Genomic DNA, 22,871 nt, shown 5'->3' with positions numbered 1-22,871 from the left:
CATAGTAGCTTCTCGTCTAAACATTTCAAAAGAAGAAGCACTTGGGCGAATTATTCGGCATATGCAACGAACCGTAGATTACGCAACGGCTAAAGCGGATAATTTCCGTACTGATGACGCCATTATTTCAATTTTAGGAGCAAACAATTTACCCAAGCAAGATCAACATTACACTAATCCGAACTACAACAAACAATACATTCAAAATTATGTTCGTGATTTCAATTTAGCCAATAAATACAATTATTTTATGCCGTCCGTTTTTACTTTTATCCCGATTTGCGGGGCAAGTTTTCCAACTGCATCCTGTCAAAAAATTCCATTATTTTCAAATACTTAAAAGTTAAAAAGGTTAAATTTTTCTTAACAATCAAAAACATTGTTTAACGGAATATTAACTTAAAGAGCAGCTAGAAAACGAGCTTTTCGCCGTCCACCGGAAAACTTTTACGGCGTTTGTTTATTTTTTTCAATATGTTCCACCGCTTCGTCCGCCTGTCTGCCGCCGCAGTTTGAAAAAGCCGTGCCGCCCGAAGGTTGTCGGGACGGCACGGCTTTTCAGTCACGACCGTTTCAGCGGATGTCCACGTAGGCACCGGAATGCAGGTCACGCAACAGGTTGACGGTTGCCTGTTCGGCTTTTTGTTGGAAGATGTATTGCCGCACGGAATTGCGGATACGTTCCTGAGGTGTGCCGGCCTCGCGCACTTCGTTCAATTTGATGATATGCCAGCCGAATTGGGTGCGGACGGGCGCGCCGACCTGTCCGGGTTTGAGCGCGTGGACGGCTTCTTCAAAGGCGGGAACCATCACGCCGTCGGCAAACCAGCCCAAATCTCCGCCGTTGCCCGCGCTCGCGTCTTGCGAATATTGGCGCGCTAGGCTGGAAAAGTCTGTGCCGCTGCGGGCCTCTCCGTAGATTTTGCGGATGGTGCTTTCCGCGCCGACGGCGGCGTTTTCGCTGTCGGCTTTAATCAGGATGTGTTGGGCGCGGTATTGGCGCAACGGTGCGCCTTCGGGCAGGGTGATGCCTTGTTTTTGCGCCTGCTCGAGGAAGGCATCGATTTCAGCTTCGCTCACGCGGCTGTTCTGCATCACTGCCTGCTGGCGGACTTTTTCGGCAATGATGTTGTCGGCAAAATCGCGGCGTTGGGCGGGGCTGAGGTTTTTGAGGGCGGGATTTTTTGCGACGACGGCATCGATTTCCGCTTCGCTTGCTTGAATGTTGCGGCGTTTGCCCGCCTGTACAATCAGGGATTGGTTGACAAGCTGCATCAGCACCTGTCGGGACAGCTCGGATTCGCTTATCTGCGCGTCTTTGGGCAGGTTGGCTTTGGCTTCGGCAACGGCTTCGGCAAGCCGGCGGCGCGTGATGACTTCGTTGTCGGCAACGGCGGCAATGCCGTCTGAAAAGCGGATACCGCCCTGCTGTTGTGCGGGTGCGGCTTCTTTTTGCGCCGTGGCGGCAACTTTGGCAACTTTGGCAACTTTGGCAACTTTGGCAGCTTTGGCAGCTTTGGCAGCTTTGGCAGCTTTGGCGGATGCGGTTTTTGCCTTTTGCGGTGCGGCGTGGACATCGGCTGCTGCCAGCAATGCGGCGGCAATCATCAGGGCTTTGATTTTCATCATTCTTTCCTTATCGTTTGAATCCTACCTTTGATGGCGGGTTTGGGGTTGTCGGTGGAATGCCGTCTTGTTCGGGAACGGTGCTCCTGCCGGGTTTCCGACGGTCAGGGTCGTTTGTTGCGTCCGGCGGAAAGAGAGTGAGCGGGGATATAGCCGGGAACGGCGACATCCATCCTGTCTGCGGGGTTTCTGCCGACACTGCTGAGGTCTTTCAACTGAAGTGAGAAAAAGACAGCGTTTTTGTAGGTGTTTTCGCCGGTAACGTAGCGTTGGGCGTACACGCCCGCGCCCCAGCAGCCGCAACTGCTTTTGTATTCCGCACCCGCCAGCACCTCTATCGGTTTTTTGGCTTCAAAACCGTAGTTGTAACGGACGACGGCCGACAGGTTGCGCGTCAGCGGCCATTGTGCGGACAGGTCGAGCTGGCTGAGTTTGTCGTAAAAATAGGAACCGTCGGACTTCAGGTAGATTTTTTCGTTGCGCCCGTATTTGTAGCGGGCGTTCAGCACTTTGCCCTGTGCGGGACGGTAGCTTGCACCGACGGCGTAGTTCTCGGCGCGTTTGTCGTTTTGGTTGTAGTGGATGCTGCTGTCGAGGATGAAGCGGCTGCCGATGCTGCCGGAGGCAAATGCCACCCAGTCGGAACGGTTGCGCGGTTTTTTGCCGACGCTGCCGTCAAGCATCACCGCATCATCCTTGAAATAGAATTTCTGACCGATGCCGGCGCGGAAACGCTCTTCCCCCGTCGCGCCGTCCAAAATACGGCTTTGCACGGCGGCGGAAAGGCTGTTTGCGGTGTTAATCCTGTCGTTGCCGTAATAGAGGTTTTCGCGAAAGAGCTGCCCGTAGCCGAAGCTGCTTTCCGACGAATCGAAATTGGGCAGGTCGTTTTGGGATTTGGCAGGAATATAGTTGTAGAACAGGCGCGGCTCGAGGGTTTGCAGGACTCCGCCGCCGAACATCCGCGTATTCCGCTCAAAAGTTGCGCCGCTGTCGATGTTGACAATGGGCAGAGTGCGGCTGACGCGTCGGGCTTCTTGGCTGCCGAAGCGGTTGAGGCTGTAATAGGTGGCGTGCAGTCCGAGTTTGGGACGGACGTAACCCCAGCTGTTGCTGAAATCCCATTTGATGTCGGGATAGACGACGAGGCGGCTGCCGTCTTGGCGGCTGTCGTGGCTGAAGCGGGTAAATTGTGCGGACACGCCGATTTGCGCCCTGCCGGTGTTTTTGCGCCAATCGGCGGAAAGGCGCGGCATCAGGGCATACGGTTTGTCTTTGTAGCCGCTTTGGTTTGCCAGCGTCTGGTATTTCAGAACCGAAAGGCCGGCATTCAGGCTGCCGCCCGCCGCCCTGCCGCCATAATCCAGCCATACACGGCGGTTGAGGTTGACGTTGCCGGCGATTTCTTTGTTGCCGTAAAAGTCGCGGTAGTAGCCGCTGTCGGAGACTTGGTTGAAATCGACACCCGCCTGAAGCGTGTCGGAAATGTCGTGCCGATGCTGCCATTTCGCCTGATAGCGGTTATTCCTGCCGCTTTTCTTGTCGTGCGGCAGCCAGGTCAGGTCGGACTGGCCGGCATAATCCGGCCGCAGGTAGCGTACCTGCCCGTCAAAGACCGCGCCGCGTTCGCCGATCACGCTGGGCGCGAACGTGGCATCGAGATTGGGGGCAAGGTTGAAATAATAGGGAACGGAAAGGGAAACGCCGTCCGAACCGGCGGACAGTGAGGGAACAAGCAGGCCGCTTTTGCGGTTGCCGTCAAGCGGGAAGTCCGCCCAAGGGGTGTAGAAAATGGGAACGCCGCCGAACACGAAGGCGGCGTGTTTGGCAACGCCTATGCCTTTTTCCCGATCGGCTTCGACGGAAGCGGCCTTGACATACCAGCCGGCATCGCCGGCGGAACAGGTGTTGAATTGGGTTTCCGTCAGTTTGTAATGCCCTTCGCCCAACATTTCGGCGGTGCGGCTGACGCTTTGCAGCCGCCGTCCGCCGTGTTCGGTTTCCATACGGACGTTGTGCGCTTCCCCGGTCTGCTGCTCGAGATTGTAGGTCAGGGTTTCGCCCCGAATCAGCGTACCGTCCTGTTGGAGGGCGAACCGGTCGCCTGCGGTAACGGTGTCGCCCGACTGGTCGTAATCCGCCCAATCGGCATTGAGGGTCGTCCGGTTGCGTTCGACGACGACGTTGCCTTCGGCACGCACCTGCACCTGCGACTGTCCTTCCACCTTGTCGGCAACAATGCGCGTATAGTCTTCGGGGATGGATGCTTCGCCGCTGCCTTGGACGGCAGATTCGGTTTTTTCGGGTTTGCCGCTTTCGTTACTGCAAAACAGGCAGGTCGAACCGAGGCTCAGGCTGGTAGGCTGTATGGGTTCGGACACGCTCCGAACGCTTCCTCCGGCGGTCGGATTGTCCGTTTCCTCCGCCGCAACGGCATCGGCGGCGGCGCAATGCGTGCCGAAGCAGAAGCCCAATGCCAGCACCAGTGGTTTGAGTGAAAATAAACGAGCCAAAATTGCCCCTCAGGTCGGTTTGCCAGTTAGAATAGCGTTTATTGTAACCTGAAATGCTTTAGTACTGTTATGCAACGACAAATCGAACTGAAAAATTGGCTTCAGACCATCTATTCCGGCCGCAGTTTCGAACTGGCCTTTGCGGCGGCAGATGCTGATTTCCGCCGCTATTTCCGTGCAACGTTTTCAGACGGCAGCAGTGTCGTCTGCATGGATGCGCCGCCTGACAAGATGAGTGTCGCACCTTATTTGAAAGTGCAGAAACTGTTTGACATGGTCAATGTGCCGCAGATATTGCACGCGGACACGGATTTGGGGTTTGTGGTATTGAACGACTTGGGCAATACGACGTTTTTAACCGCGATGCTTCAGGAACAGGGCGAAACGGCGCACAAAGCGCTGCTGCTGGAGGCCATCGGCGAGCTGGTCGAATTGCAGAAGGCAAGCCGTGAAGGGGTTTTGCCCGAATATGACCGTGAAACGATGTTGCGCGAAATTAACCTGTTCCCGGAATGGTTTGTCGCAAAAGAATTGGGGCGCGAATTAACATTCAAACAACGCCAACTTTGGCAGCAGACCGTCGATACACTGCTGCCGCCCCTGTTGGCGCAGCCCAAAGTCTATGTGCACCGCGACTTTATCGTCCGCAACCTGATGCTGACGCGCGGCAGGCCGGGCGTTTTAGACTTCCAAGACGCGCTTTACGGCCCGATTTCCTACGATTTGGTGTCGCTGTTGCGCGATGCCTTTATCGAGTGGGAAGAAGAATTTGTCTTGGACTTGGTTATCCGCTACTGGGAAAAGGCGCGGGCTGCCGGCCTGCCCGTCCCCGAAGCGTTTGACGAGTTTTACCGCTGGTTCGAATGGATGGGCGTGCAGCGGCACTTGAAGGTTGCAGGCATCTTCGCACGCCTGTACTACCGCGACGGCAAAGACAAATACCATCCGGAAATCCCGCGTTTCTTAAACTATCTGCGCCGCGTATCGCGCCGTTATGCCGAACTCGCCCCGCTCTACGCGCTCTTGGTCGAACTGGTCGGCGATGAAGAACTGGAAACGGGCTTTACGTTTTAAACCCAATCAAAATGCCGTCTGAAAACCAAGTTTCAGACGGCATTTTCCAAACGGGCTTACTGCGCGGCTTTTTGTTCTTCGCGTACTTTGTCCGCCAAAAGGTCGATGGTGTGCATACCGGACTCCCAGTCGGCAAATTCGACTTTATATTTGCCGCCGACGATAACCGTGGGCGTACCGTCGATTTGGAAGGTTTCGGTCAGCTCCTGCATTTTGTCGGCGCGCGCCTGGCTTTCGGGGGACTCGTAGGCGGCAAGGACTTTTTTGCCGTCAAAGGCGGTTTGTTCGCCCAGCCATTTTTTGAGGACTTCCGGATTTTGCAGCTTGATTTTTTGGTTGACCATCGCATCGAAAATATGGCTGTTCGCCACATCTTTGCTTTCGGCGGCAGCCATATCGACGGCGGCGGCAAGGCGGGCCAGCGTCAGCATTTCTTTCTGCCAGACGACGTGTTCGGTACGCAGGTACATATCGTCTTTAAAAGACTTGGCGTGTTTGCTTAAAACAGGTTCGAGGTGGGCGCAGTGCGGACAGAAATAGCCGAAAAACTCAAGGACTTCGACTTTGCCTGCCTGCTGTTGGGGAATCGGGTTGGCAAGGACGGTATAGTTTTGCCCTTCGACCAGCCCTGCCGGGGCGGCGGCTGCCGAAGCGGCAGGCGCGCTGTCGGCGGGGACGCTGGTTTGGACTTTGCTGTCGCACGCGGCAAGGGCGAACAGGGCGGCAACGCCGAGGGCGAGGTGTCTGGATTTCATACGGCTCTCCGTGATGTTGGAAACAGATGTTGGAAATCAATCGGAATCCGGCTATTTTATTGCATTTCCGCGTGTTGATACAGTTTGCCGCCGGAAAAGGACGTTTTCGTTTCGGGAAACCGCTTCAGACGGCATCAAACCCGATGCCGTCTGAAGCGGTTTCTGTCGTACAATACGCGCCGTCGCCCCAGACGGATACGGCTGTTGGGGAACTAATGATGTTCCAACACACAGGACGGCACATAAAGCACCGCCCTATGCGTTGCCCTGGTTCGGAAGGGTTACACCCCTTTCAAATATAGTGGATTAAATTTAAACCAGTACAGCGTTGCCTCGCCTTGCCGTACTATCTGTACTGTCTGCGGCTTCGTCGCCTTGTCCTGATTTAAATTTAATCCACTATCAAAGTCTGATCCTGCCGCCCTAAAGGGCGGGGTTTCAACCGAAAAGGAAATACGATGAATATGCTGGGAGCTTTGGCAAAAGTCGGCAGCCTGACGATGGTGTCGCGCGTTTTGGGATTTGTGCGCGATACGGTCATTGCGCGCGCATTCGGCGCGGGCATGGCGACGGATGCGTTTTTTGTCGCGTTCAAACTGCCCAACCTGCTTCGCCGCGTGTTTGCGGAGGGGGCGTTTGCCCAAGCGTTTGTGCCGATTTTGGCGGAATATAAGGAAACGCGTTCTAAAGAGGCGACGGAGGCTTTTATCCGCCATGTGGCGGGGATGCTGTCGTTTGTGCTGGTCATCGTTACCGCGCTGGGCATACTTGCCGCGCCTTGGGTGATTTATGTTTCCGCACCCGGTTTTGCCAAAGATGCCGACAAATTTCAGCTCTCCATCGATTTGCTGCGGATTACGTTCCCCTATATCTTATTGATTTCACTTTCCTCTTTTGTCGGCTCGGTACTCAATTCCTATCATAAATTCAGCATTCCGGCGTTTACGCCCACGTTCCTGAACGTGTCGTTTATCGTATTCGCGCTGTTTTTCGTGCCGTATTTCGATCCTCCCGTTACCGCGCTGGCTTGGGCGGTTTTTGTCGGCGGTATTTTGCAGCTCGGCTTTCAGCTCCCTTGGTTGGCGAAACTGGGTTTTTTGAAACTGCCCAAACTGAATTTCAAAGATGCGGCGGTCAACCGCGTCATGAAACAAATGGCACCTGCGATTTTGGGCGTGAGCGTGGCGCAGATTTCTTTGGTTATCAACACGATTTTCGCGTCTTATCTGCAATCGGGCAGCGTTTCATGGATGTATTACGCCGACCGCATGATGGAGCTGCCCGGCGGCGTGCTGGGGGCGGCACTCGGTACGATTTTGCTGCCGACTTTGTCCAAACACTCGGCAAACCAAGATACGGAACAGTTTTCCGCCCTGCTCGACTGGGGTTTGCGCCTGTGCATGCTGCTGACGCTGCCGGCGGCGGTCGGACTGGCGGTGTTGTCGTTCCCGCTGGTGGCAACCTTGTTTATGTACCGAGAATTCACGCTGTTTGACGCGCAGATGACGCAACACGCGCTGATTGCCTATTCTTTCGGTTTAATCGGCTTAATCATGATTAAAGTGTTGGCACCCGGCTTCTATGCGCGGCAAAACATCAAAACGCCCGTCAAAATCGCCATCTTCACGCTCATCTGCACGCAGTTGATGAACCTTGCCTTTATCGGCCCACTGAAACACGTCGGACTTTCGCTTGCCATCGGTCTGGGCGCGTGTATCAATGCCGGATTGTTGTTTTACCTGTTGCGCAGACACGGTATTTACCAACCTAGCAAGGGTTGGGCAGCGTTCTTAGCAAAAATGCTGCTCTCGCTCGCCGTGATGGGAGGCGGCCTGTATGCCGCCCAAATCTGGCTGCCGTTTGAATGGGTACGCGCCGGCGGAATGCGGAAAGCGGGGCAGCTCTGCATCCTGATTGCCGTCGGCGGCGGACTGTATTTCGCATCACTGGCGGCTTTGGGCTTCCGTCCGCGCCATTTCAAACGCGTGGAAAACTGACCGATGCCGATATCCTTTTTCGGAAAACGCTTTTTCCGCGCCTATATTCGGGCGCGCATCCCCCGCGTCCGCACCGGCCGGACGGGCTGCCGCATCATCAATGCCGTCTGAAAACAAGAAAACCGATACCTTATGATTTTAACACCGCCGGACACGCCCTTTTTCCTCCGCAACGGCAATGCCGACACGCTGGCCGCCAAATTCCTGCAACGCCCCGCACCTGCATACCGCCGCGAGCTGCTTCCAGACAGCACGGGTAAAACCAAAGTCGCCTACGACTTTTCAGACGGCATTTCGCCCGACGCACCGCTGGTCGTGCTGTTTCACGGTTTGGAAGGAAGCAGTGGCAGCCATTACGCGGTCGAACTGATGCTCGCGGTACGCGATCGCGGTTGGAACGGCGCAGTCGTCCATTTCCGCAGCTGCGGCGGCATTGCCAACACCGCCCCGGTGTTCTACCACTTGGGCGATACCGCCGAAATCGCCTTTACTTTGGACACGCTCGCCGCGCGTTACCGTGAAATATACGCCGTCGGCGTATCGCTGGGCGGCAACGCGCTGGCAAAATATTTGGGCGAACAGGGCGAAAACGCGCTGCCGCAAGCCGCCGCCGTCATCTCCGCCCCCGTCGATGCAGAGGCGGCAGGCAGACGCTTCGACAGCGGCATCACGCGGCTGCTCTACACGCGCTACTTCCTCCGCACCCTGATACCCAAAGCACGGTCGCTCCAAGGTTTTCAGACGGCATTTGCCGCAGGGTGCAAAACACTGGGCGAGTTTGACGACCGTTTCACCGCACCGCTGCACGGCTTTGCCGACCGGCACGACTACTACCGCCGAACTTCCTGCAAACCGCTGCTCAAACACGTTGCCAAACCGCTGCTCCTGCTCAATGCCGTCAACGACCCCTTCCTGCCGCCCGAAGCGTTGCCGACACCGGACGAAGTGTCCGAAGCCGTTACCCTGTTCCAGCCGGCACACGGTGGTCATGTCGGCTTTGTCGGCAGCACCGGCGGCAGGCTGCACCTGCAATGGTTGCCGCAGACCGTCCTGTCCTATTTCGACAGCTTCCGCACAAACAGTCGTTAACGGTTTGATGCTAATATTCCCCCTTTCCCCAGACGAATACGGAACCCGACATGACCGACATCCTCAATAAAATCCTTGCCACCAAAGCACAGGAAGTTGCCGCCCAAAAAGCCGCCGTCAACACCGAACACATCCGCGCACTTGCCGCAGAAGCCGCGCCCGTCCGCAGCTTCATCGATTCGATACGCGGCAAACACCGCCTCAACCTGCCCGCCGTCATTGCCGAAATCAAAAAAGCAAGCCCGAGCAAAGGCCTGATCCGTCCGGACTTCCGACCGGCCGAGATTGCACGCGCCTATGAAAACGCCGGAGCGGCGTGTTTGTCCGTACTGACCGACGAACCCTATTTCCAAGGTTCGCCCGAATACCTCAAACAGGCGCGCGAAGCCGTATCTCTGCCCATTTTGCGTAAAGACTTCATCATCGACGAATACCAGGTTTATCAGGCGCGCGCCTGGGGGGCGGATGCTGTCCTGCTGATTGCCGCCGCACTGGAACAGGAACAATTGGAACGCTTTGAAGCGGTGGCGCACGAATTGGGTATGACCGTCCTGCTCGAGCTGCACGATGAAAGCGAATTGGAAAAATGCCGCAACCTGACCACGCCGTTGTGGGGTGTAAACAACCGCAACCTGAGGACTTTTGAAGTCTCCCTCGACCAAACCCTGTCGCTGCTGCACGCGCTGGAAGGCAAAACCGTCGTTACCGAAAGCGGCATTACGGGTAAGGCGGATGTGGAATTTATGCGGGCGCGCGGCGTGCACACCTTCCTGATCGGCGAAACGTTCATGCGTGCCGACGATATTGAAGCAGAAGTGGGCAAACTCTTCTAAATCCCGATTTCAGACGGCATATTGCCGCCGACCGATCAACATCCTTACCGAGCACGGAACCATCATGCACCGACCGACCGCCAAACAGATTTTGCACGAAGTATTCGGTTATCCCGAATTTCGCGGCAGGCAGGAGGCTGTCATCAATACTTTGGCAGGCGGCGGGAGTTTGACGGTGCTGATGCCGACGGGCGGCGGCAAGTCTTTGTGTTACCAGATTCCCGCGCTGATGCGCGAAGGCGTGGCGGTTGTCGTATCGCCGCTGATTGCGCTGATGAACGACCAAGTGGCCAGCCTGCATGTAGCCGGGATTGAAGCGGCGGCAGTCAACAGCAGCACATCGGCAGATGAAGCGCGCGAGATTGCCGACAAGCTTGCCCAATGCCGTCTGAAACTGCTTTATGTCGCACCGGAACGCTTGGTTACCGACCGCTTTTTGCGTTTTCTCGACCAACAAACCGTCAGCCTGTTCGCCATTGACGAAGCGCACTGCGTCAGCCAGTGGGGACACGATTTCCGCCCCGAATACCAACAGCTCGGCATGCTTGCCGAACGCTATCCGAACGTCCCGCGCATCGCCCTGACCGCCACCGCCGATGCGGCCACACGCGCCGACATCAAGCATTATCTGCACTTGGACGATGCGCCCGAATTTGTCTCCAGCTTTGACCGCCCGAATATTTATTATCAGGTTATCGAAAAAAATAACGGCAAAAAACAACTGCTTGAATTTATCCGCAAAGAAATGGCGGGACAAAGCGGCATTGTGTATTGTTTAAGCCGCAAAAAGGTGGAAGATGTGGCGCGGTTTTTGCGTGAAAACGGATTAAACGCGATTCCGTATCATGCCGGTTTGAGCATGGACGTGCGCGAGGAAAACCAACGCCGCTTTACGCATGAAGACAATATTATCGTGGTGGCGACCGTGGCGTTCGGCATGGGCATAGACAAACCCGACGTGCGCTTTGTCGCCCATCTCGATATGCCCCAGAGTGTCGAACATTTCTATCAGGAATCGGGGCGTGCCGGCCGGGACGGGCTGCCTGCCGCGAGCTGGCTGTGTTACGGTTTGAACGATTGGGTGTTGCTGCGCGAACGGATTGCCGAAGGCAACAGCGACGAGGTGCAAAAGCAAATCGAAATGCAAAAACTCGATGCCATGCTTTCCGTCTGCGAAACCGCCGCCTGCCGCCGCGTACTGCTGCTCAAACATTTCGGCGAAGAATCCGAACCCTGCGGCCATTGCGACAACTGCCTGCATCCGCCCGTACGGTTTGACGGCACGGTGTTGGTGCAAAAATTACTCAGCTGCGTGTACCGCGCCGGACAACGTTTTGCCGCCGGTTACATCACCAACCTTTTGCGCGGCAAAAGCGACGATTGGATACGCGGCAACCGGCACGAACAACTGTCCACCTTCGGCATCGGTACGGAGTTGTCCGACAAAGAATGGCGCAGCGTCATCCGCCAGTGTATCAGCCTCGGCTACCTCACCGTCAACATTACCCGATATCAGGCATTGCAACTGACCGAAGCCGCCAAAAAAGTCCTCAAAGGCGAAACCGAAGTGATGCTGCGTCCGCTCAAGCGCGACAAGCCCGCCGCCCGCACCCTCAAAGACAACTGGCTGCGTACCGAACGCGAAGAACGCCTGTGGCAGGCATTGCGCGTTTGGCGTATGAAACAGGCAGAAGCCGAAGGCATCCCCGCCTATATGATTTTCGGCGACAAAACCCTGCGCGACCTTGTCGAAAAAATGCCGCAAAACCTCAACGGGCTGCACGACATCTACGGCTTGGGCGAAGCCAAAACCGAACGTTTCGGACACGGCATACTCGAAGTCTGCCGCAACGCCGCCGGCTTCAGCCGCGACGCGGTCATCCGTCCGCAAACCGAACGCGAACAACAACTGCGTCAAAAACTCGAGGCCTGGCGGTATGAACAGGCAAGGGCGGAAAACTGCGCCCTGCATGCCGTCCTCTCCGACGAAAGCCTTGCCGATATGCTTGCCGATACGCCCGAAACCGAAACCGACCTCGAAGGCGTACACGGCTTGGGCAGCGTACGCGCCGCCAAATACGGACGGGACATCCTCGCCGTCTGCCGTCCGTTTTCAGACGGCATCGATGAAACCGCCAAACACAAACGCCGCCTGATGCGCGCCCTGATCCAATGGTGCAACGAAACGGCAAAACACGAACAGTCCGAACCCTACCGCATTCTCAGCAAAGCCGCCCTACGCGCCATTGCCGCCAAACAGCCGGAAGGTTTGGCGGAGCTTGCCGCCGTATACGGCGTAGGCGAAGAAAAAGCCGCACGTTACGGTGCGGCGGTGTTGGCGGTATTGGAACGAAATGCCGTCTGAAGCCCGTTACCAAGTTTCAGACGGCATTGCCTCTATTTAAAAATTCCTAGTTTTATAGTGGATTAACAAAAATCAGGACAAGGCGACGAAGCCGCAGACAGTACAGATGGTACGGAACCGACTCACTTGGTGCTTCAGCACCTTAGAGAATCGTTCTCTTTGAGCTAAGGCGAGGCAACGCCGTACTGGTTTTTGTTAATCCACTATCATATAGATTTTTATGCCATTTGGTCAGAAACAGCGAAGACAGGCAGGGAAACGCCTTCAGTTCCATCGCGTCTTCAAAATCATCCCAAACATCGCTCAAATTCTGTTTGGATATGCCGTATTCCCGTCCGGCAAACATCACGGTCTTTTTGCTTTTAGCGGCTTTTTTGAATGCCTTTCTCTGTTTTTCGGATATCTGCTGCCATCTCAACTGACGGTACACGTCGTAGCCGTCGCCCCAAAAAGAGGCATACCGTTGCGTGTCTTCGCCGACCAGCGGCGCGGTATTCCCAACCCGTACATATCCCGTCGGCACGACGGCACTTGCCTTATACATGTGCAGACCGCGTTCCCAATACATATTCAATTGAATCGCTCATAAATTTTTGCTCCAAAATTTAAAGTTTTACTATAGTAGAAATAAATATCAAAACTGAAAATATTACTGAAAAAATTTTATATTGTTTAACTTTTCTTTTATACGAATTCGCCTTTGTTGAAATTAATTGATAATCAAACCAGCAAGAAATAATTCCATAATAAAACATTCCAATCCAATAATAAAATTCAGGCCTCTTAGAATTAGTAAAAATTTTAAATCCATAATCTCTTTCAAAAGTAGCTATTATACAAGTAAACAATATCACCAACCCTAAACAGTCCAACATAAAAATATAGTTTAATTTTTTGTTCATACAATATTTCCAATATTATTCTTTAAGTCTTTGTAAAGCGGTTTCAAATCCGCCAGCTCCTCCGCCCCAAGCGGTTTGTTGCCCTGCCAGTCCAAAGCCAGCAGGGTCGCATGTGTTTTTTTGCCACCGTGTTCTTCAACTCGGGTAACCTGGCAGGCAGTGTACTGCTTCAGTCTGATGTTATAGACGCAATATACGTCTCCGGCATCAGCATATAGTGGATTAACAAAAATCAGGACAAGGCGACGAAGCCGCAGACAGTACAGATGGTACGGAACCGACTCACTTGGTGCTTCAGCACCTTAGAGAATCGTTCTCTTTGAGCTAAGGCGAGGCAACGCTGTACTGGTTTAAATTTAATTCACTATACATCGGCATTTCCTTTAGTTCTGTCGGTTTTCACAAACAAATGCCGTCTGAAACTTGGAAACGGCTTCAGACGGCATCTGCACATCATCTCTTCGGAAAAAACTGCACCACGTTCTCCCCTTGCGGCAGCATCAGTTTTTTAACGGCGTGTCCGTACACTGTTTCCAGCGTAATACTCAAACCGCCTTCCCGTTCAAATATTGTCCCGACACACGAACGCGCGGCGTTTTCATCGTTCCACGCCATCGCCCGCCAAACGCCCAGCGTGTCCATATCCGCCCAAAACGTTTCCGCCTTTTTGTAATCCAACACCAGCTTCGCCGTATCGGTAACGGGGTCGTAAAAGCCGTTTTCAGCAAGCATATCGCCCAAGTCGTGCATATCGGGAAACATCACGCTGCGGCTTTCAATGCCGTTTTCTTTCAGACGGCATTTCAGTTCGGTAAAAGTGTCGCGCCCGAAGCAGGTAAAAAACAGCAGCCCGTCCGTCTTCAAGGCGCGCGCCCAGTTGTGCAGCACAGGAAGGATTTGTTCCGCCGCCAACAGTCCGAGATTCGACCACAACATATCGGCACACGCTTCGGGCAGCGGCGCGGTCGGGGATTGGCAGTGCTGCACCACGCCCTTACCCGCAAACCTTTGCCAAAAACCGCCTTTGCGGGCGGCGGCTGCCGCCAAAAAATCCGCACGGGAATCGTATTCTTCAAATACCGCCTGCGGATAGCGTTTCGCCAGCAGGCTGCGGCTGATGTCCGCATCCGCACCTGCAAGCAGGATATACTTGGGCGCGTTGCGGACGAGTGTCAGGCGTTGGTCGGTATGTTCGGCAAGATGGCGGTGAACCTGCCAGCGTGCGTCCTGATGGTTCATCTCAAACCCCTTCGACAAAGTCGCGGTACAGCGCGGCAAACGCTTCCGCATGGCTCAAAAACGGCGCATGCGCCGCCTTTTCCATCACAACCAACCTGCTGCCCTTCAAACGGCGGTGCAGATATTCACCCATACGCGGCGGCGTAATCGCGTCTTTGCCGCCGAACACCAGCAGTACCGGAACATCTATCTTGTCCAACAAATGCCGCGCATCCGCCCTTTCCGCCGCGTCCAACGCCTCCTGCAAGGCTTGAGGCGTGCCGCAGCGCGCCAAATCGGGCAGGATTCTGCCTATGATTCCGTCCGCATCAGGCGTGTGCAGAAGCTGTAATTGTAGAAACTGTTTGATATGTTTGGCATAATCCGAACGGAACGCACCGACCATTTTGCCCAGTGCAGGCGCGGCAAGCCCTTCGGGATAATCTTCGGCAGCCGTCAGCCGTGCGAAACTCGCCGTCAGGCAGAGCGAACGGACTTTGTCGGGATGGCGCGCCGCCAGATACAGCGCGACCAATCCGCCGAGCGACCAGCCGAGAATGTCGGCGGGCGTATCGATTTGTGCGGCAACAGCGTCGGCGGCTGCCTCAATATCGAAGGGTTGCGCGAAGGGCGCGTCGCCGTGTCCGGGCAAATCGACGGCGGACACCGGCCACGTTGCAGGCAGGCGCGGCATCAAATCGTCGAACATGTGGCGGTTCGCCCCCCAACCGTGTATCAGGTAAACTTTTTTGACGGCATCAGGCATGGATTTTCTCTCTCGTTGGCGGCGCATCGCAGACGCGCCCACTATCAGGCGTTGCGTATTATGCCACGGTTCGTCCGGCGTTTCAGACGGCATCTGCGCCGGCTGCCGCGACGATTTGGCGGCATACCGCACCGACGCGGCAAACAGCTGCCCCCTGTGTTTCATGCACGTTCAAGGCGGATCGGTGTGCGGCGGCTGTCAGAAAAAACCGCCCGCATTCGACCGGATGTGGGCTTCGCTGCATTACGAACCGCCCGTCAGCAATATGATACACGCGCTGAAGCACTTGGCAGATTTGAGTATGGCGCGCCCGTTGGCAAACCTGATGATGCAGAATCCGCCTGATCGGCTTTCAGACGAATGTTTCGATTTCGTCCTGCCCGTACCGCTAAGCAGGGAGCGGCTGCTGCAACGCGGGTTCAACCAAAGTGAAAGCATCGTCGGGTTGTTGGCACAACGCTACGGCTGGCAGATACTGCCCCGACACACCGTTTTCCGACACCACCGCCCGCCGCAAAGCACGCTCAAAGGCGGCGAACGGCGGCGAAACATCAAAAACGCCTTTGAAATCCGCACACCGATACCGGAAAACTGTAATATTCTGTTAATCGACGATGTCTTTACCACCGGCGCGACGCTGGACGAATTGGCAAAGACGCTGAAAAAATCGGGCGCAAACCGAATCTGCTGCTGGACGCTGGCACGCACGCCAATGAAAAAATAACTAAATTTTTTGACACCCCATCCGCCTTGTGGCAAGGTTACGCGCCTATAAGTGATTGATATTTATGTTTACCATCGTTTTATACCAGCCGGAAATCCCGCCGAACACGGGCAACATCATCCGCCTGTGCGCCAATACCGGCGCGGATTTGCACCTTGTCAAACCGCTCGGCTTCCCATTGGATTCCGCCAAAATGAAACGCGCCGGGCTCGACTACCACGAGTTCGCCAGCCTGACGGTGCACGAAAACTTCGACGACTGCCTCAAGGCACTCGCAGGCAGGCGCATTTTCGCCCTGACCACCAAAGGCACGGCGCGCCCCGATGAAACCGCGTTTCAAAAAGGCGACGTTTTACTGTTCGGGCCGGAAACGCGCGGACTGCCTGCCGACATCCTCGACAGCCTGCCCGCCGCGCAAAAAATCCGCCTGCCCATGCAGCCCGGCAGTCGGAGTATGAACCTTTCCAATACCGTTGCCGTGATTCTCTTTGAAGCGTGGCGGCAACACGGTTACGCAGGCGGCGTTTGAACGCAAGTTCATGCCGTCTGAAAACCTATCCGGACACATTCCGAACCGCCGTCCGCACTGTACGGCGGTTCGGAACGTATCCGGCGGGCATGATGCCCATTCGTCTTCAACTCAAGAACGGAACACGTTTTGACTTTAACCCGAAAAACCCTTTTCCTTCTCACCGCCGCATTCGGCACACACTCCCTTCAGACGGCATCCGCCGACGCAGTGGTCAAGGCAGAAAAACTGCACGCCTCCGCCAACCGCAGCTACAAAGTCGCCGGAAAACGCTACACGCCGAAAAACCAAGTCGCCGAATTCACGCAAACCGGCAACGCCTCGTGGTACGGCGGCAGGTTTCACGGGCGCAAAACTTCCGGCGGAGAACGATACGATATGAACGCCTTTACCGCCGCCCACAAAACCCTGCCCATCCCCAGCTATGTGCGCGTAACCAATACCAAAAACGGCAAAAGCGTCATCGTCCGCGTCAACGACCGCGGCCCCTTCCACGGCAACCGCATCATCGACGTATCCAAAGCCGCCGCGCAAAAATTGGGCTTTGTCAACCAAGGGACGGCGCACGTCAAAATCGAACAAATCGTCCCGGGCCAATCCGCACCGGTTGCCGAAAACAAAGACATCTTCATCGACTTGAAATCTTTCGGTACGGAACACGAAGCACAAGCCTATCTGAACCAAGCCGCCCAAAACTTCGCCGCTTCGGCATCAAGCCCGAACCTCGCCATTGAAAAACGCCGTTACGAATACGTCGTCAAAATGGGCCCGTTTGCCTCGCAGGAACGTGCCGCCGAAGCCGAAGCTCAGGCGCGCGGTATGGTTCGGGCGGTATTGACTGCCGGTTGATGTCCCGCCTTTACGTCTTTCAAACACCACCAGATACTTCGCAGGAGCAAAACATGAACTTCAAACGCCTTCTCTTGACCGCCGCCGCAACCGCACTGATGGGCATTTCCGCCCCCGCACTCGCCCACCACGACGGACACGGCGATGACGACCACGGACACGCCGCACACCAACACAGCAAACAAGACAAAATCATCAGCCGCGCCCAAGCCGAAAAAGCAGCGTTGGCGCGTGTCGGCGGCAAAATCACCGACATCGATCTCGAACACGACAACGGCCGTCCGCACTATGATGTCGAAATCGTCAAAAACGGACAGGAATACAAAGTCGTTGTCGATGCCCGTACCGGCCGCGTGATTTCCTCCCGCCGCGACGACTGAATTTGATACAATCCGTGCCGTCTGAAGCCCGAACCGGTTTCAGACGGCATTTTGCACCCGACACTTCAGGATTCGGCACACATGATCAGCAGACTGACCGGCAAACTGGTTGAAAAAAACCCTCCGCAAATCGTCATCGATGTCAACGGTGTCGGCTATGAGGCCGACGTATCGATGCAGACCTTCTACAACCTGCCGCCCATGGGTGAAAGCGTACAACTGTTTACCCAGCTTATCATTCGGGAAGACGCACATCTTTTATTTGGTTTTGCCACTGCGGAAGAACGCAAGACCTTCCGCCAACTGATTAAGGTCGGCGGCATCGGCGCGAAAACGGCTTTGGGCATTTTGTCAGCGATGACGGCAGACGAGCTGGCGCGGGCGGTTGCCGAAGAAGATGTCAAACGCCTGTCTTCCGCGCCGGGAATCGGCAAAAAAACCGCCGAACGTATGGTCTTGGAACTGCGCGGCAAGCTGGTCGCGCATACGGTAACGGACGGGCTGTTTGCCGCCGCACCCGCCGCCGACGAAACGGAAGACATCGTCAGCACGCTGCTTGCGCTGGGTTACAGCGAACGCGAAGCAAAAGCGGCGGTCAAAGGCGTTCCGGAGGGGACGGACGTGGGCGAAGGCGTGCGCCTTGCTTTGAAAAACCTGCTGAAATAATGCCGCCTGAAGGCGGCGCGGCGTTTGCCCTGACGAAACCCTGCGTTTCCGCCTCGCGCTGTCTTCCCGACGGCTTTTCCCGTAAAATGGCGTTATTGTCCTTCCTTTCAGACGGCATTGTGTTTGATGCCGTCTGAAACTGTTTTACCGAAATCGAAAACAATGTTGAACAAAATATTTTCCTGGTTCGAGTCCCGAATCGACCCTTATCCCGAAGCCGCCCCGAAAACGCCAGAAAAAGGCTTGTGGCGGTTTGTCTGGAGCAGCATGGCCGGCGTGCGGAAATGGATAGCCGCCCTGGCTGCGCTGACCGCCGGCATCGGCATTATGGAAGCCCTGGTTTTTCAATTTATGGGCAAAATCGTGGAGTGGCTCGGCAAATACGCGCCCGCCGAACTGTTTGCCGAAAAAGGTTGGGAACTGGCGGCAATGGCGGCGATGATGGTGTTTTCGGTCGTGTGGGCGTATGCCGCGTCCAACGTGCGCCTGCAAACCCTTCAGGGCGTGTTCCCTATGCGCCTGCGCTGGAACTTCCACCGCCTGATGCTGAACCAAAGCCTCGGTTTTTATCAGGACGAATTTGCCGGACGCGTGTCCGCCAAAGTCATGCAGACCGCGCTGGCGTTGCGCGACGCGGTGATGACGGTTGCCGATATGGTCGTTTATGTGTCGGTGTATTTCATTACCTCCGGCGTGATTCTCGCCTCGCTCGACTCATGGCTGCTGCTGCCCTTTATCGGCTGGATTGTCGGTTTCGCTTCGGTGATGCGCCTGCTGATTCCCAAATTGGGGCAAACCGCCGCATGGCAGGCGGATGCCCGATCGCTGATGACCGGCCGCATTACCGATGCCTATTCCAATATCGCCACCGTCAAACTCTTCTCCCACGGCGCGCGTGAAGCCGCCTATGCCAAGCAGTCGATGGAAGAATTTATGGTTACGGTGCGCGCCCAAATGCGGCTGGCGACGCTGCTGCATTCGTGCAGCTTCATCGTCAACACCTCCCTGACCCTCTCCACCGCCGCACTGGGCATCTGGCTCTGGCACAACGGGCAGGTCGGCGTGGGCGCGGTTGCTACAGCCACCGCCATGGCGTTGCGCGTCAACGGTTTGTCGCAATACATTATGTGGGAATCCGCGCGGCTGTTTGAAAACATCGGCACCGTCGGCGACGGCATGGCAACCCTGTCCAAACCGCACACCATCCTCGACAAGCCGAACGCCCTGCCGCTGAACGTGCCGCAAGGCGCAATCAAATTTGAACACATCGATTTCTGCTACGAAGCGGGCAAACCGCTGCTCAACGGCTTCAACCTCACCATCCGCCCGGGCGAAAAAGTCGGCTTGATCGGACGCAGCGGCGCGGGCAAATCCACCATCGTCAACCTGCTTTTGCGCTTCTACGAACCGCAAAGCGGCACGGTTTCGATCGACGGGCAGGACATAAGCGGCGTTACCCAAGAATCTTTACGCGCCCAAATCGGTTTGGTCACGCAAGATACCTCGCTGCTGCACCGTTCCGTGCGCGACAACATTATTTACGGCCGCCCCGACGCGACCGATGCCGAAATGGTTTCTGCCGCCGAACGCGCCGAAGCTGTCGGCTTCATCCCCGACCTTTCCGATGCCAAAGGGCGGCGCGGCTACGACGCACACGTCGGCGAACGCGGCGTGAAACTCTCCGGCGGGCAACGCCAGCGCATCGCCATCGCCCGCGTGATGCTCAAAGACGCACCGATTCTTCTTTTGGACGAAGCCACCAGCGCGCTCGATTCCGAAGTCGAAGCCGCCATCCAAGAAAGCCTCGACAAAATGATGGACGGCAAAACCGTCATCGCCATCGCCCACCGCCTCTCCACCATCGCCGCAATGGACAGGCTCGTCGTCCTCGACAAAGGCCGCATCATCGAAGAAGGCACACACGCCGAACTCCTCGAAAAACGCGGGCTTTACGCCAAACTCTGGGCGCACCAGAGCGGCGGCTTCCTCAACGAACACGTCGAGTGGCAGCACGACTGAACCGATGCCGTCCGAACACCCGTTTTCAGACGGCATTTCCACACCCAACCCCAAAGAAACCATGAACGACACCGCCCAAATTACCGCCAGCTACGGCCGCCGCTACATTGTCCGCACGCCCGACGGCACAACCTACGAAGCCAGCACCCGCAAAAAACGCGTCGATTTCGCCTGCGGCGACCGCGTCCGCATCAGCCCCGTCAACGCCGAACAAGTTGTGATTGAAGATTTTTTACCGCGCCAAAGCCTGCTCTACCGCCAAGACGCGTGGAAAACCAAACTCATCGCCGCCAACGTTACCCAACTCCTCATCGTAACCGCCGCCGTCCCGAGTCCGAGCGTGCGGCTGCTGCAACGCGCCCTGCTTGCCGCCGAAGCCGCCGGTATTGAAGCCGTCATCGTCCTGAACAAAGCCGACCTGCCCGAAACCGCCCTTTGGCGCGAAAAACTCAAATTCTACGAAACGCTGGGTTATCCCGTCATCGAAACCCGTGCGCTGGAAAACGCCGACCTCCTGCGCCCCGTCCTGCAAGGGCACAGCAACATCCTGCTCGGGCAGAGCGGTATGGGCAAATCCACCCTGACCAACGCCCTTTTAGGCAGCCAAACCGCCCGCACCGGCGACATTTCCGCCGCACTCGACTCGGGAAAACACACCACCACCCACGCCCGGCTTTATGATTTGAACGGCGAAACCCAACTCATCGACTCCCCGGGTTTGCAAGAATTTGGTTTACACCACCTCCAAGCCGCCGATTTGCCGCGCTATTTCCCCGATTTCCGCCACCTTGTCGGGCAATGCCGCTTCCACAACTGCACCCACCGCGCCGAACCCGGCTGCGCCTTCAAAGCCGCCGCGCAAACCGGTAAAATCCGCACCGAACGGCTGACCTTCCTGCAACGCATTACCGACGATCTGCTCAAATAACCTCTTGCCGTTTGCAGGGCAAAAACCATGCCATCTGAAATCCTGCTGTTTCAGACGGCATCCGGTTTTCAGAAATGCTACAATTCCGTTTTTACAGAAACTCCCGAAACTATGAAGAAAAACGCCCCGAAATCGTTTGAAGAGGCACTGTCGCGCCTTGAATCGCTGACGCAGTCTATGCAGGGTGAAATGCCCTTGGAAGACGCGCTTGCCGCCTATCAGGAAGGCAACGAGCTGGTCAGGTACTGCCAAACCAAGCTGGCACAAGTCGAACAGAAATTACAGGTTTTGGATGCGGACGGGCTGAAGGAGTTGAACCTTGAATCCGACGAATGATTTGAAAGCGTGGCAACAGAGGGCGCAGGCGCAAACAGAGCTGCTGCTGGAACGCTTTTTGCCGTCTGAAAACGAAATACCGCACACACTGCACGAAGCCATGCGTTATGCGGTTTTGGATGGGGGCAAACGTCTGCGGCCGATGCTGGTTCTGGCAGCTTCGGAATTAGGCGAAGCCGTGCATGAAGCAGTAGAACAGGCAATGGCGGCAATCGAAATGATCCATGCCTATTCGTTGGTTCACGACGATATGCCGGCAATGGACAACGACAGCCTGCGTCGGGGCAAACCGACCTGCCACATCAAATATGGCGAAGCCACCGCGCTACTGGTCGGCGACGCTTTGCAAACCCAAGCCTTCGACGTGTTAAGCCGTCCGACAGAACTGCCCGCAGCACGCCAGTTGGCAATGTTGTCGGTGTTGGCGAAAGCGGGCGGCAGCGCGGGCATGGCGGGCGGTCAGGCAATCGATTTGGCGAATGTCGGCAAACAAATGGTTCAAGCCGATTTGGAACAGATGCACAGCCTGAAAACGGGTGCGCTAATCCGTGCGGCGGTTTTATTGGGGGCGATGTCCTGCCCGAATCTGTCTGAAGACAGTCTGGCGGTATTGGACGATTATGCGGCAAAACTGGGGCTGGCGTTCCAAGTCATTGACGATGTGTTGGATTGTGAAGCGGACACGGCGACTTTGGGCAAAACGGCGGGCAAAGACGCAGACAACGACAAGCCGACTTATGTGAAACTGATGGGCTTGGAAGCGGCGCGCTCATACGCACACAAACTGGTTGCCGAAGCGGTCGCGCTGCTCGAACCCTTCGGCGGCAAAGCCCTGCGCCTGCGGCAGTTGGCAGAATTTGCAGTCGCCCGCAAATATTGAAACCGGCGTATATCGCCGATTGAAACGTGCCGACACTTGAATGAAACAAATGCCGTCTGAAAGGGTTTCAGACGGCATTCCTATGCCTGCCTATTCCCTGTTGCGCGTGTGCCAAAAATACCGCCACACGAAACAGGGAAACGCAAAAATCAGGTACAGGCAGACGACGGTGGCGTAAAACTCCCAACCCTGATCGTGTACCGCTCCCGCACGGGATTCGAGGATGTAGGCAAGAACGGCGGTCAGCGCGAAACCTGCCGCCAGCTCGATCAGGTGGTGTCCGAAATGTTTGCGCTTGAGCGGTACGATGCCGAACAGCTTGGTCGTGAGGAAGGGGGCGTTGGCAAAAATCAAGGCAAGCAGCAAAAGGATGTACATGGATGCGGTCATGGCGGGCTTTCTGTTTGGGCATTGTCGGCGGC

Annotated in this window: 23 protein-coding genes and 2 pseudogenes; 17 read left to right on the top strand and 8 right to left on the bottom strand. The window is 55.9% G+C overall.

What is annotated here, in order from left to right:
- Positions 1-340: pseudogene (locus HMPREF2959_RS11410) on the top strand (hypothetical protein); the annotation flags it as partial.
- Between the two features lie 233 nt (positions 341-573).
- Here HMPREF2959_RS11410 and HMPREF2959_RS08485 read toward each other — a convergent pair.
- Both HMPREF2959_RS08485 and HMPREF2959_RS08480 read right to left on the bottom strand, forming a co-directional pair.
- On the bottom strand, positions 574-1,629 hold the full coding sequence (locus HMPREF2959_RS08485; protein WP_083314167.1) for a peptidylprolyl isomerase: 1,056 nt from the start codon (positions 1,627-1,629) through the stop codon (positions 574-576).
- A 101-nt stretch (positions 1,630-1,730) separates the two neighbouring features.
- Positions 1,731-4,139, bottom strand: coding sequence for an LPS-assembly protein LptD (locus HMPREF2959_RS08480; RefSeq protein ID WP_025461287.1), 2,409 nt, complete (start codon positions 4,137-4,139; stop codon positions 1,731-1,733).
- 69 nt (positions 4,140-4,208) lie between these two features.
- Here HMPREF2959_RS08480 and amgK point away from each other — a divergent pair, with 69 nt between their 5' ends.
- A complete protein-coding gene (gene amgK, locus HMPREF2959_RS08475; protein ID WP_002243894.1) occupies positions 4,209-5,213 on the top strand; it encodes an N-acetylmuramate/N-acetylglucosamine kinase AmgK in 1,005 nt (334 codons plus the stop codon).
- 56 nt (positions 5,214-5,269) lie between these two features.
- Here amgK and HMPREF2959_RS08470 read toward each other — a convergent pair whose 3' ends face one another.
- Both HMPREF2959_RS08470 and HMPREF2959_RS13025 read right to left on the bottom strand, forming a co-directional pair.
- Positions 5,270-5,968, bottom strand: coding sequence for a thiol:disulfide interchange protein DsbA/DsbL (locus HMPREF2959_RS08470; RefSeq protein WP_002243893.1), 699 nt, complete (start codon positions 5,966-5,968; stop codon positions 5,270-5,272).
- Between the two features lie 293 nt (positions 5,969-6,261).
- Positions 6,262-6,369, bottom strand: a pseudogene (locus tag HMPREF2959_RS13025) (IS5/IS1182 family transposase); the annotation flags it as partial.
- Positions 6,370-6,426: 57 nt separating this feature from the next.
- Here HMPREF2959_RS13025 and murJ point away from each other — a divergent pair.
- The 4 genes from murJ (at position 6,427) to recQ (ending at position 12,252) form a co-directional block, all read left to right on the top strand.
- The gene (gene murJ, locus HMPREF2959_RS08465; RefSeq protein ID WP_002243892.1) at positions 6,427-7,965 is read left to right on the top strand and encodes a murein biosynthesis integral membrane protein MurJ; all 1,539 of its coding nucleotides are present in this window, start codon (positions 6,427-6,429) and stop codon (positions 7,963-7,965) included.
- A 132-nt stretch (positions 7,966-8,097) separates the two neighbouring features.
- Positions 8,098-9,054: a YheT family hydrolase gene (locus HMPREF2959_RS08460; RefSeq protein ID WP_002243891.1), complete on the top strand. Its 957-nt coding sequence runs from the start codon at positions 8,098-8,100 to the stop codon at positions 9,052-9,054.
- Between the two features lie 50 nt (positions 9,055-9,104).
- On the top strand, positions 9,105-9,887 hold the full coding sequence (gene trpC / locus HMPREF2959_RS08455) for an indole-3-glycerol phosphate synthase TrpC (protein WP_002243890.1): 783 nt from the start codon (positions 9,105-9,107) through the stop codon (positions 9,885-9,887).
- A gap of 64 nt (positions 9,888-9,951) precedes the next feature.
- Positions 9,952-12,252, top strand: a complete 2,301-nt coding sequence (gene recQ, locus HMPREF2959_RS08450) for a DNA helicase RecQ (RefSeq protein WP_002243889.1) — start codon at positions 9,952-9,954, stop codon at positions 12,250-12,252.
- A 142-nt stretch (positions 12,253-12,394) separates the two neighbouring features.
- Here the strand turns inward: recQ and HMPREF2959_RS08445 are convergent, their stop codons facing one another.
- From HMPREF2959_RS08445 to bioH, 3 genes are all read right to left on the bottom strand, one after another.
- Entirely contained in the window at positions 12,395-12,820 is a 426-nt protein-coding gene (locus HMPREF2959_RS08445) for a hypothetical protein (RefSeq protein WP_002243888.1), read from the bottom strand.
- Between the two features lie 787 nt (positions 12,821-13,607).
- Positions 13,608-14,393 carry a class I SAM-dependent methyltransferase gene (locus HMPREF2959_RS08435; protein WP_002243887.1) on the bottom strand — a complete coding sequence of 262 codons (786 nt, stop codon included), beginning with the start codon at positions 14,391-14,393 and terminating at the stop codon, positions 13,608-13,610.
- Position 14,394: 1 nt separating this feature from the next.
- The gene (bioH, locus tag HMPREF2959_RS08430; protein ID WP_002243886.1) at positions 14,395-15,138 is read right to left on the bottom strand and encodes a pimeloyl-ACP methyl ester esterase BioH; all 744 of its coding nucleotides are present in this window, start codon (positions 15,136-15,138) and stop codon (positions 14,395-14,397) included.
- Between bioH and HMPREF2959_RS08425 the strand changes: the two genes are divergently transcribed.
- The 11 genes from HMPREF2959_RS08425 to HMPREF2959_RS08380 all read left to right on the top strand — a co-directional run bounded on the left by HMPREF2959_RS08425 (position 15,137) and on the right by HMPREF2959_RS08380 (position 22,449).
- Complete coding sequence (locus HMPREF2959_RS08425) at positions 15,137-15,862, top strand: ComF family protein (protein ID WP_025461286.1); 726 nt, start codon at positions 15,137-15,139, stop codon at positions 15,860-15,862. The genes bioH and HMPREF2959_RS08425 overlap by 2 nt on opposite strands.
- A 64-nt stretch (positions 15,863-15,926) precedes the next feature.
- A complete protein-coding gene (trmL, locus tag HMPREF2959_RS08420) occupies positions 15,927-16,391 on the top strand; it encodes a tRNA (uridine(34)/cytosine(34)/5-carboxymethylaminomethyluridine(34)-2'-O)-methyltransferase TrmL (protein WP_002218664.1) in 465 nt (154 codons plus the stop codon).
- Between the two features lie 10 nt (positions 16,392-16,401).
- The gene (locus tag HMPREF2959_RS11395) at positions 16,402-16,524 is read left to right on the top strand and encodes a hypothetical protein (RefSeq protein WP_009346050.1); all 123 of its coding nucleotides are present in this window, start codon (positions 16,402-16,404) and stop codon (positions 16,522-16,524) included.
- Positions 16,521-17,240, top strand: coding sequence for a septal ring lytic transglycosylase RlpA family protein (locus HMPREF2959_RS08415; protein WP_002218663.1), 720 nt, complete (start codon positions 16,521-16,523; stop codon positions 17,238-17,240). Before HMPREF2959_RS11395 ends, HMPREF2959_RS08415 begins: the two co-directional genes overlap by 4 nt.
- Positions 17,241-17,293: 53 nt before the next feature.
- Positions 17,294-17,620, top strand: coding sequence for a PepSY domain-containing protein (locus HMPREF2959_RS08410; protein WP_002218661.1), 327 nt, complete (start codon positions 17,294-17,296; stop codon positions 17,618-17,620).
- A gap of 81 nt (positions 17,621-17,701) precedes the next feature.
- Entirely contained in the window at positions 17,702-18,286 is a 585-nt protein-coding gene (gene ruvA / locus HMPREF2959_RS08405; protein WP_002243884.1) for a Holliday junction branch migration protein RuvA, read from the top strand.
- Entirely contained in the window at positions 18,286-18,423 is a 138-nt protein-coding gene (locus HMPREF2959_RS12255; protein ID WP_002240237.1) for a hypothetical protein, read from the top strand. Before ruvA ends, HMPREF2959_RS12255 begins: the two co-directional genes overlap by 1 nt.
- Positions 18,424-18,448: 25 nt before the next feature.
- Positions 18,449-20,305, top strand: a complete 1,857-nt coding sequence (locus HMPREF2959_RS08395; protein WP_002243883.1) for an ABC transporter ATP-binding protein — start codon at positions 18,449-18,451, stop codon at positions 20,303-20,305.
- Positions 20,306-20,309: 4 nt separating this feature from the next.
- Positions 20,310-21,233, top strand: coding sequence for a ribosome small subunit-dependent GTPase A (gene rsgA / locus HMPREF2959_RS08390; RefSeq protein WP_002243882.1), 924 nt, complete (start codon positions 20,310-20,312; stop codon positions 21,231-21,233).
- 27 nt (positions 21,234-21,260) lie between these two features.
- Complete coding sequence (locus HMPREF2959_RS08385; protein WP_306807026.1) at positions 21,261-21,569, top strand: exodeoxyribonuclease VII small subunit; 309 nt, start codon at positions 21,261-21,263, stop codon at positions 21,567-21,569.
- Entirely contained in the window at positions 21,553-22,449 is an 897-nt protein-coding gene (locus tag HMPREF2959_RS08380; RefSeq protein ID WP_002243881.1) for a polyprenyl synthetase family protein, read from the top strand. Before HMPREF2959_RS08385 ends, HMPREF2959_RS08380 begins: the two co-directional genes overlap by 17 nt.
- A gap of 90 nt (positions 22,450-22,539) precedes the next feature.
- Here HMPREF2959_RS08380 and HMPREF2959_RS08375 read toward each other — a convergent pair whose 3' ends face one another.
- Positions 22,540-22,839, bottom strand: coding sequence for a DUF2818 family protein (locus HMPREF2959_RS08375; protein WP_002226942.1), 300 nt, complete (start codon positions 22,837-22,839; stop codon positions 22,540-22,542).
- Positions 22,840-22,871: the final 32 nt, after the last annotated feature.

The organism is Neisseria sp. HMSC070F02 (assembly GCF_001814225.1).
Taxonomy (GTDB): Bacteria; Pseudomonadota; Gammaproteobacteria; order Burkholderiales; family Neisseriaceae; genus Neisseria; species Neisseria meningitidis.
This window is presented reverse-complemented; position numbering and strand designations above follow the sequence as displayed.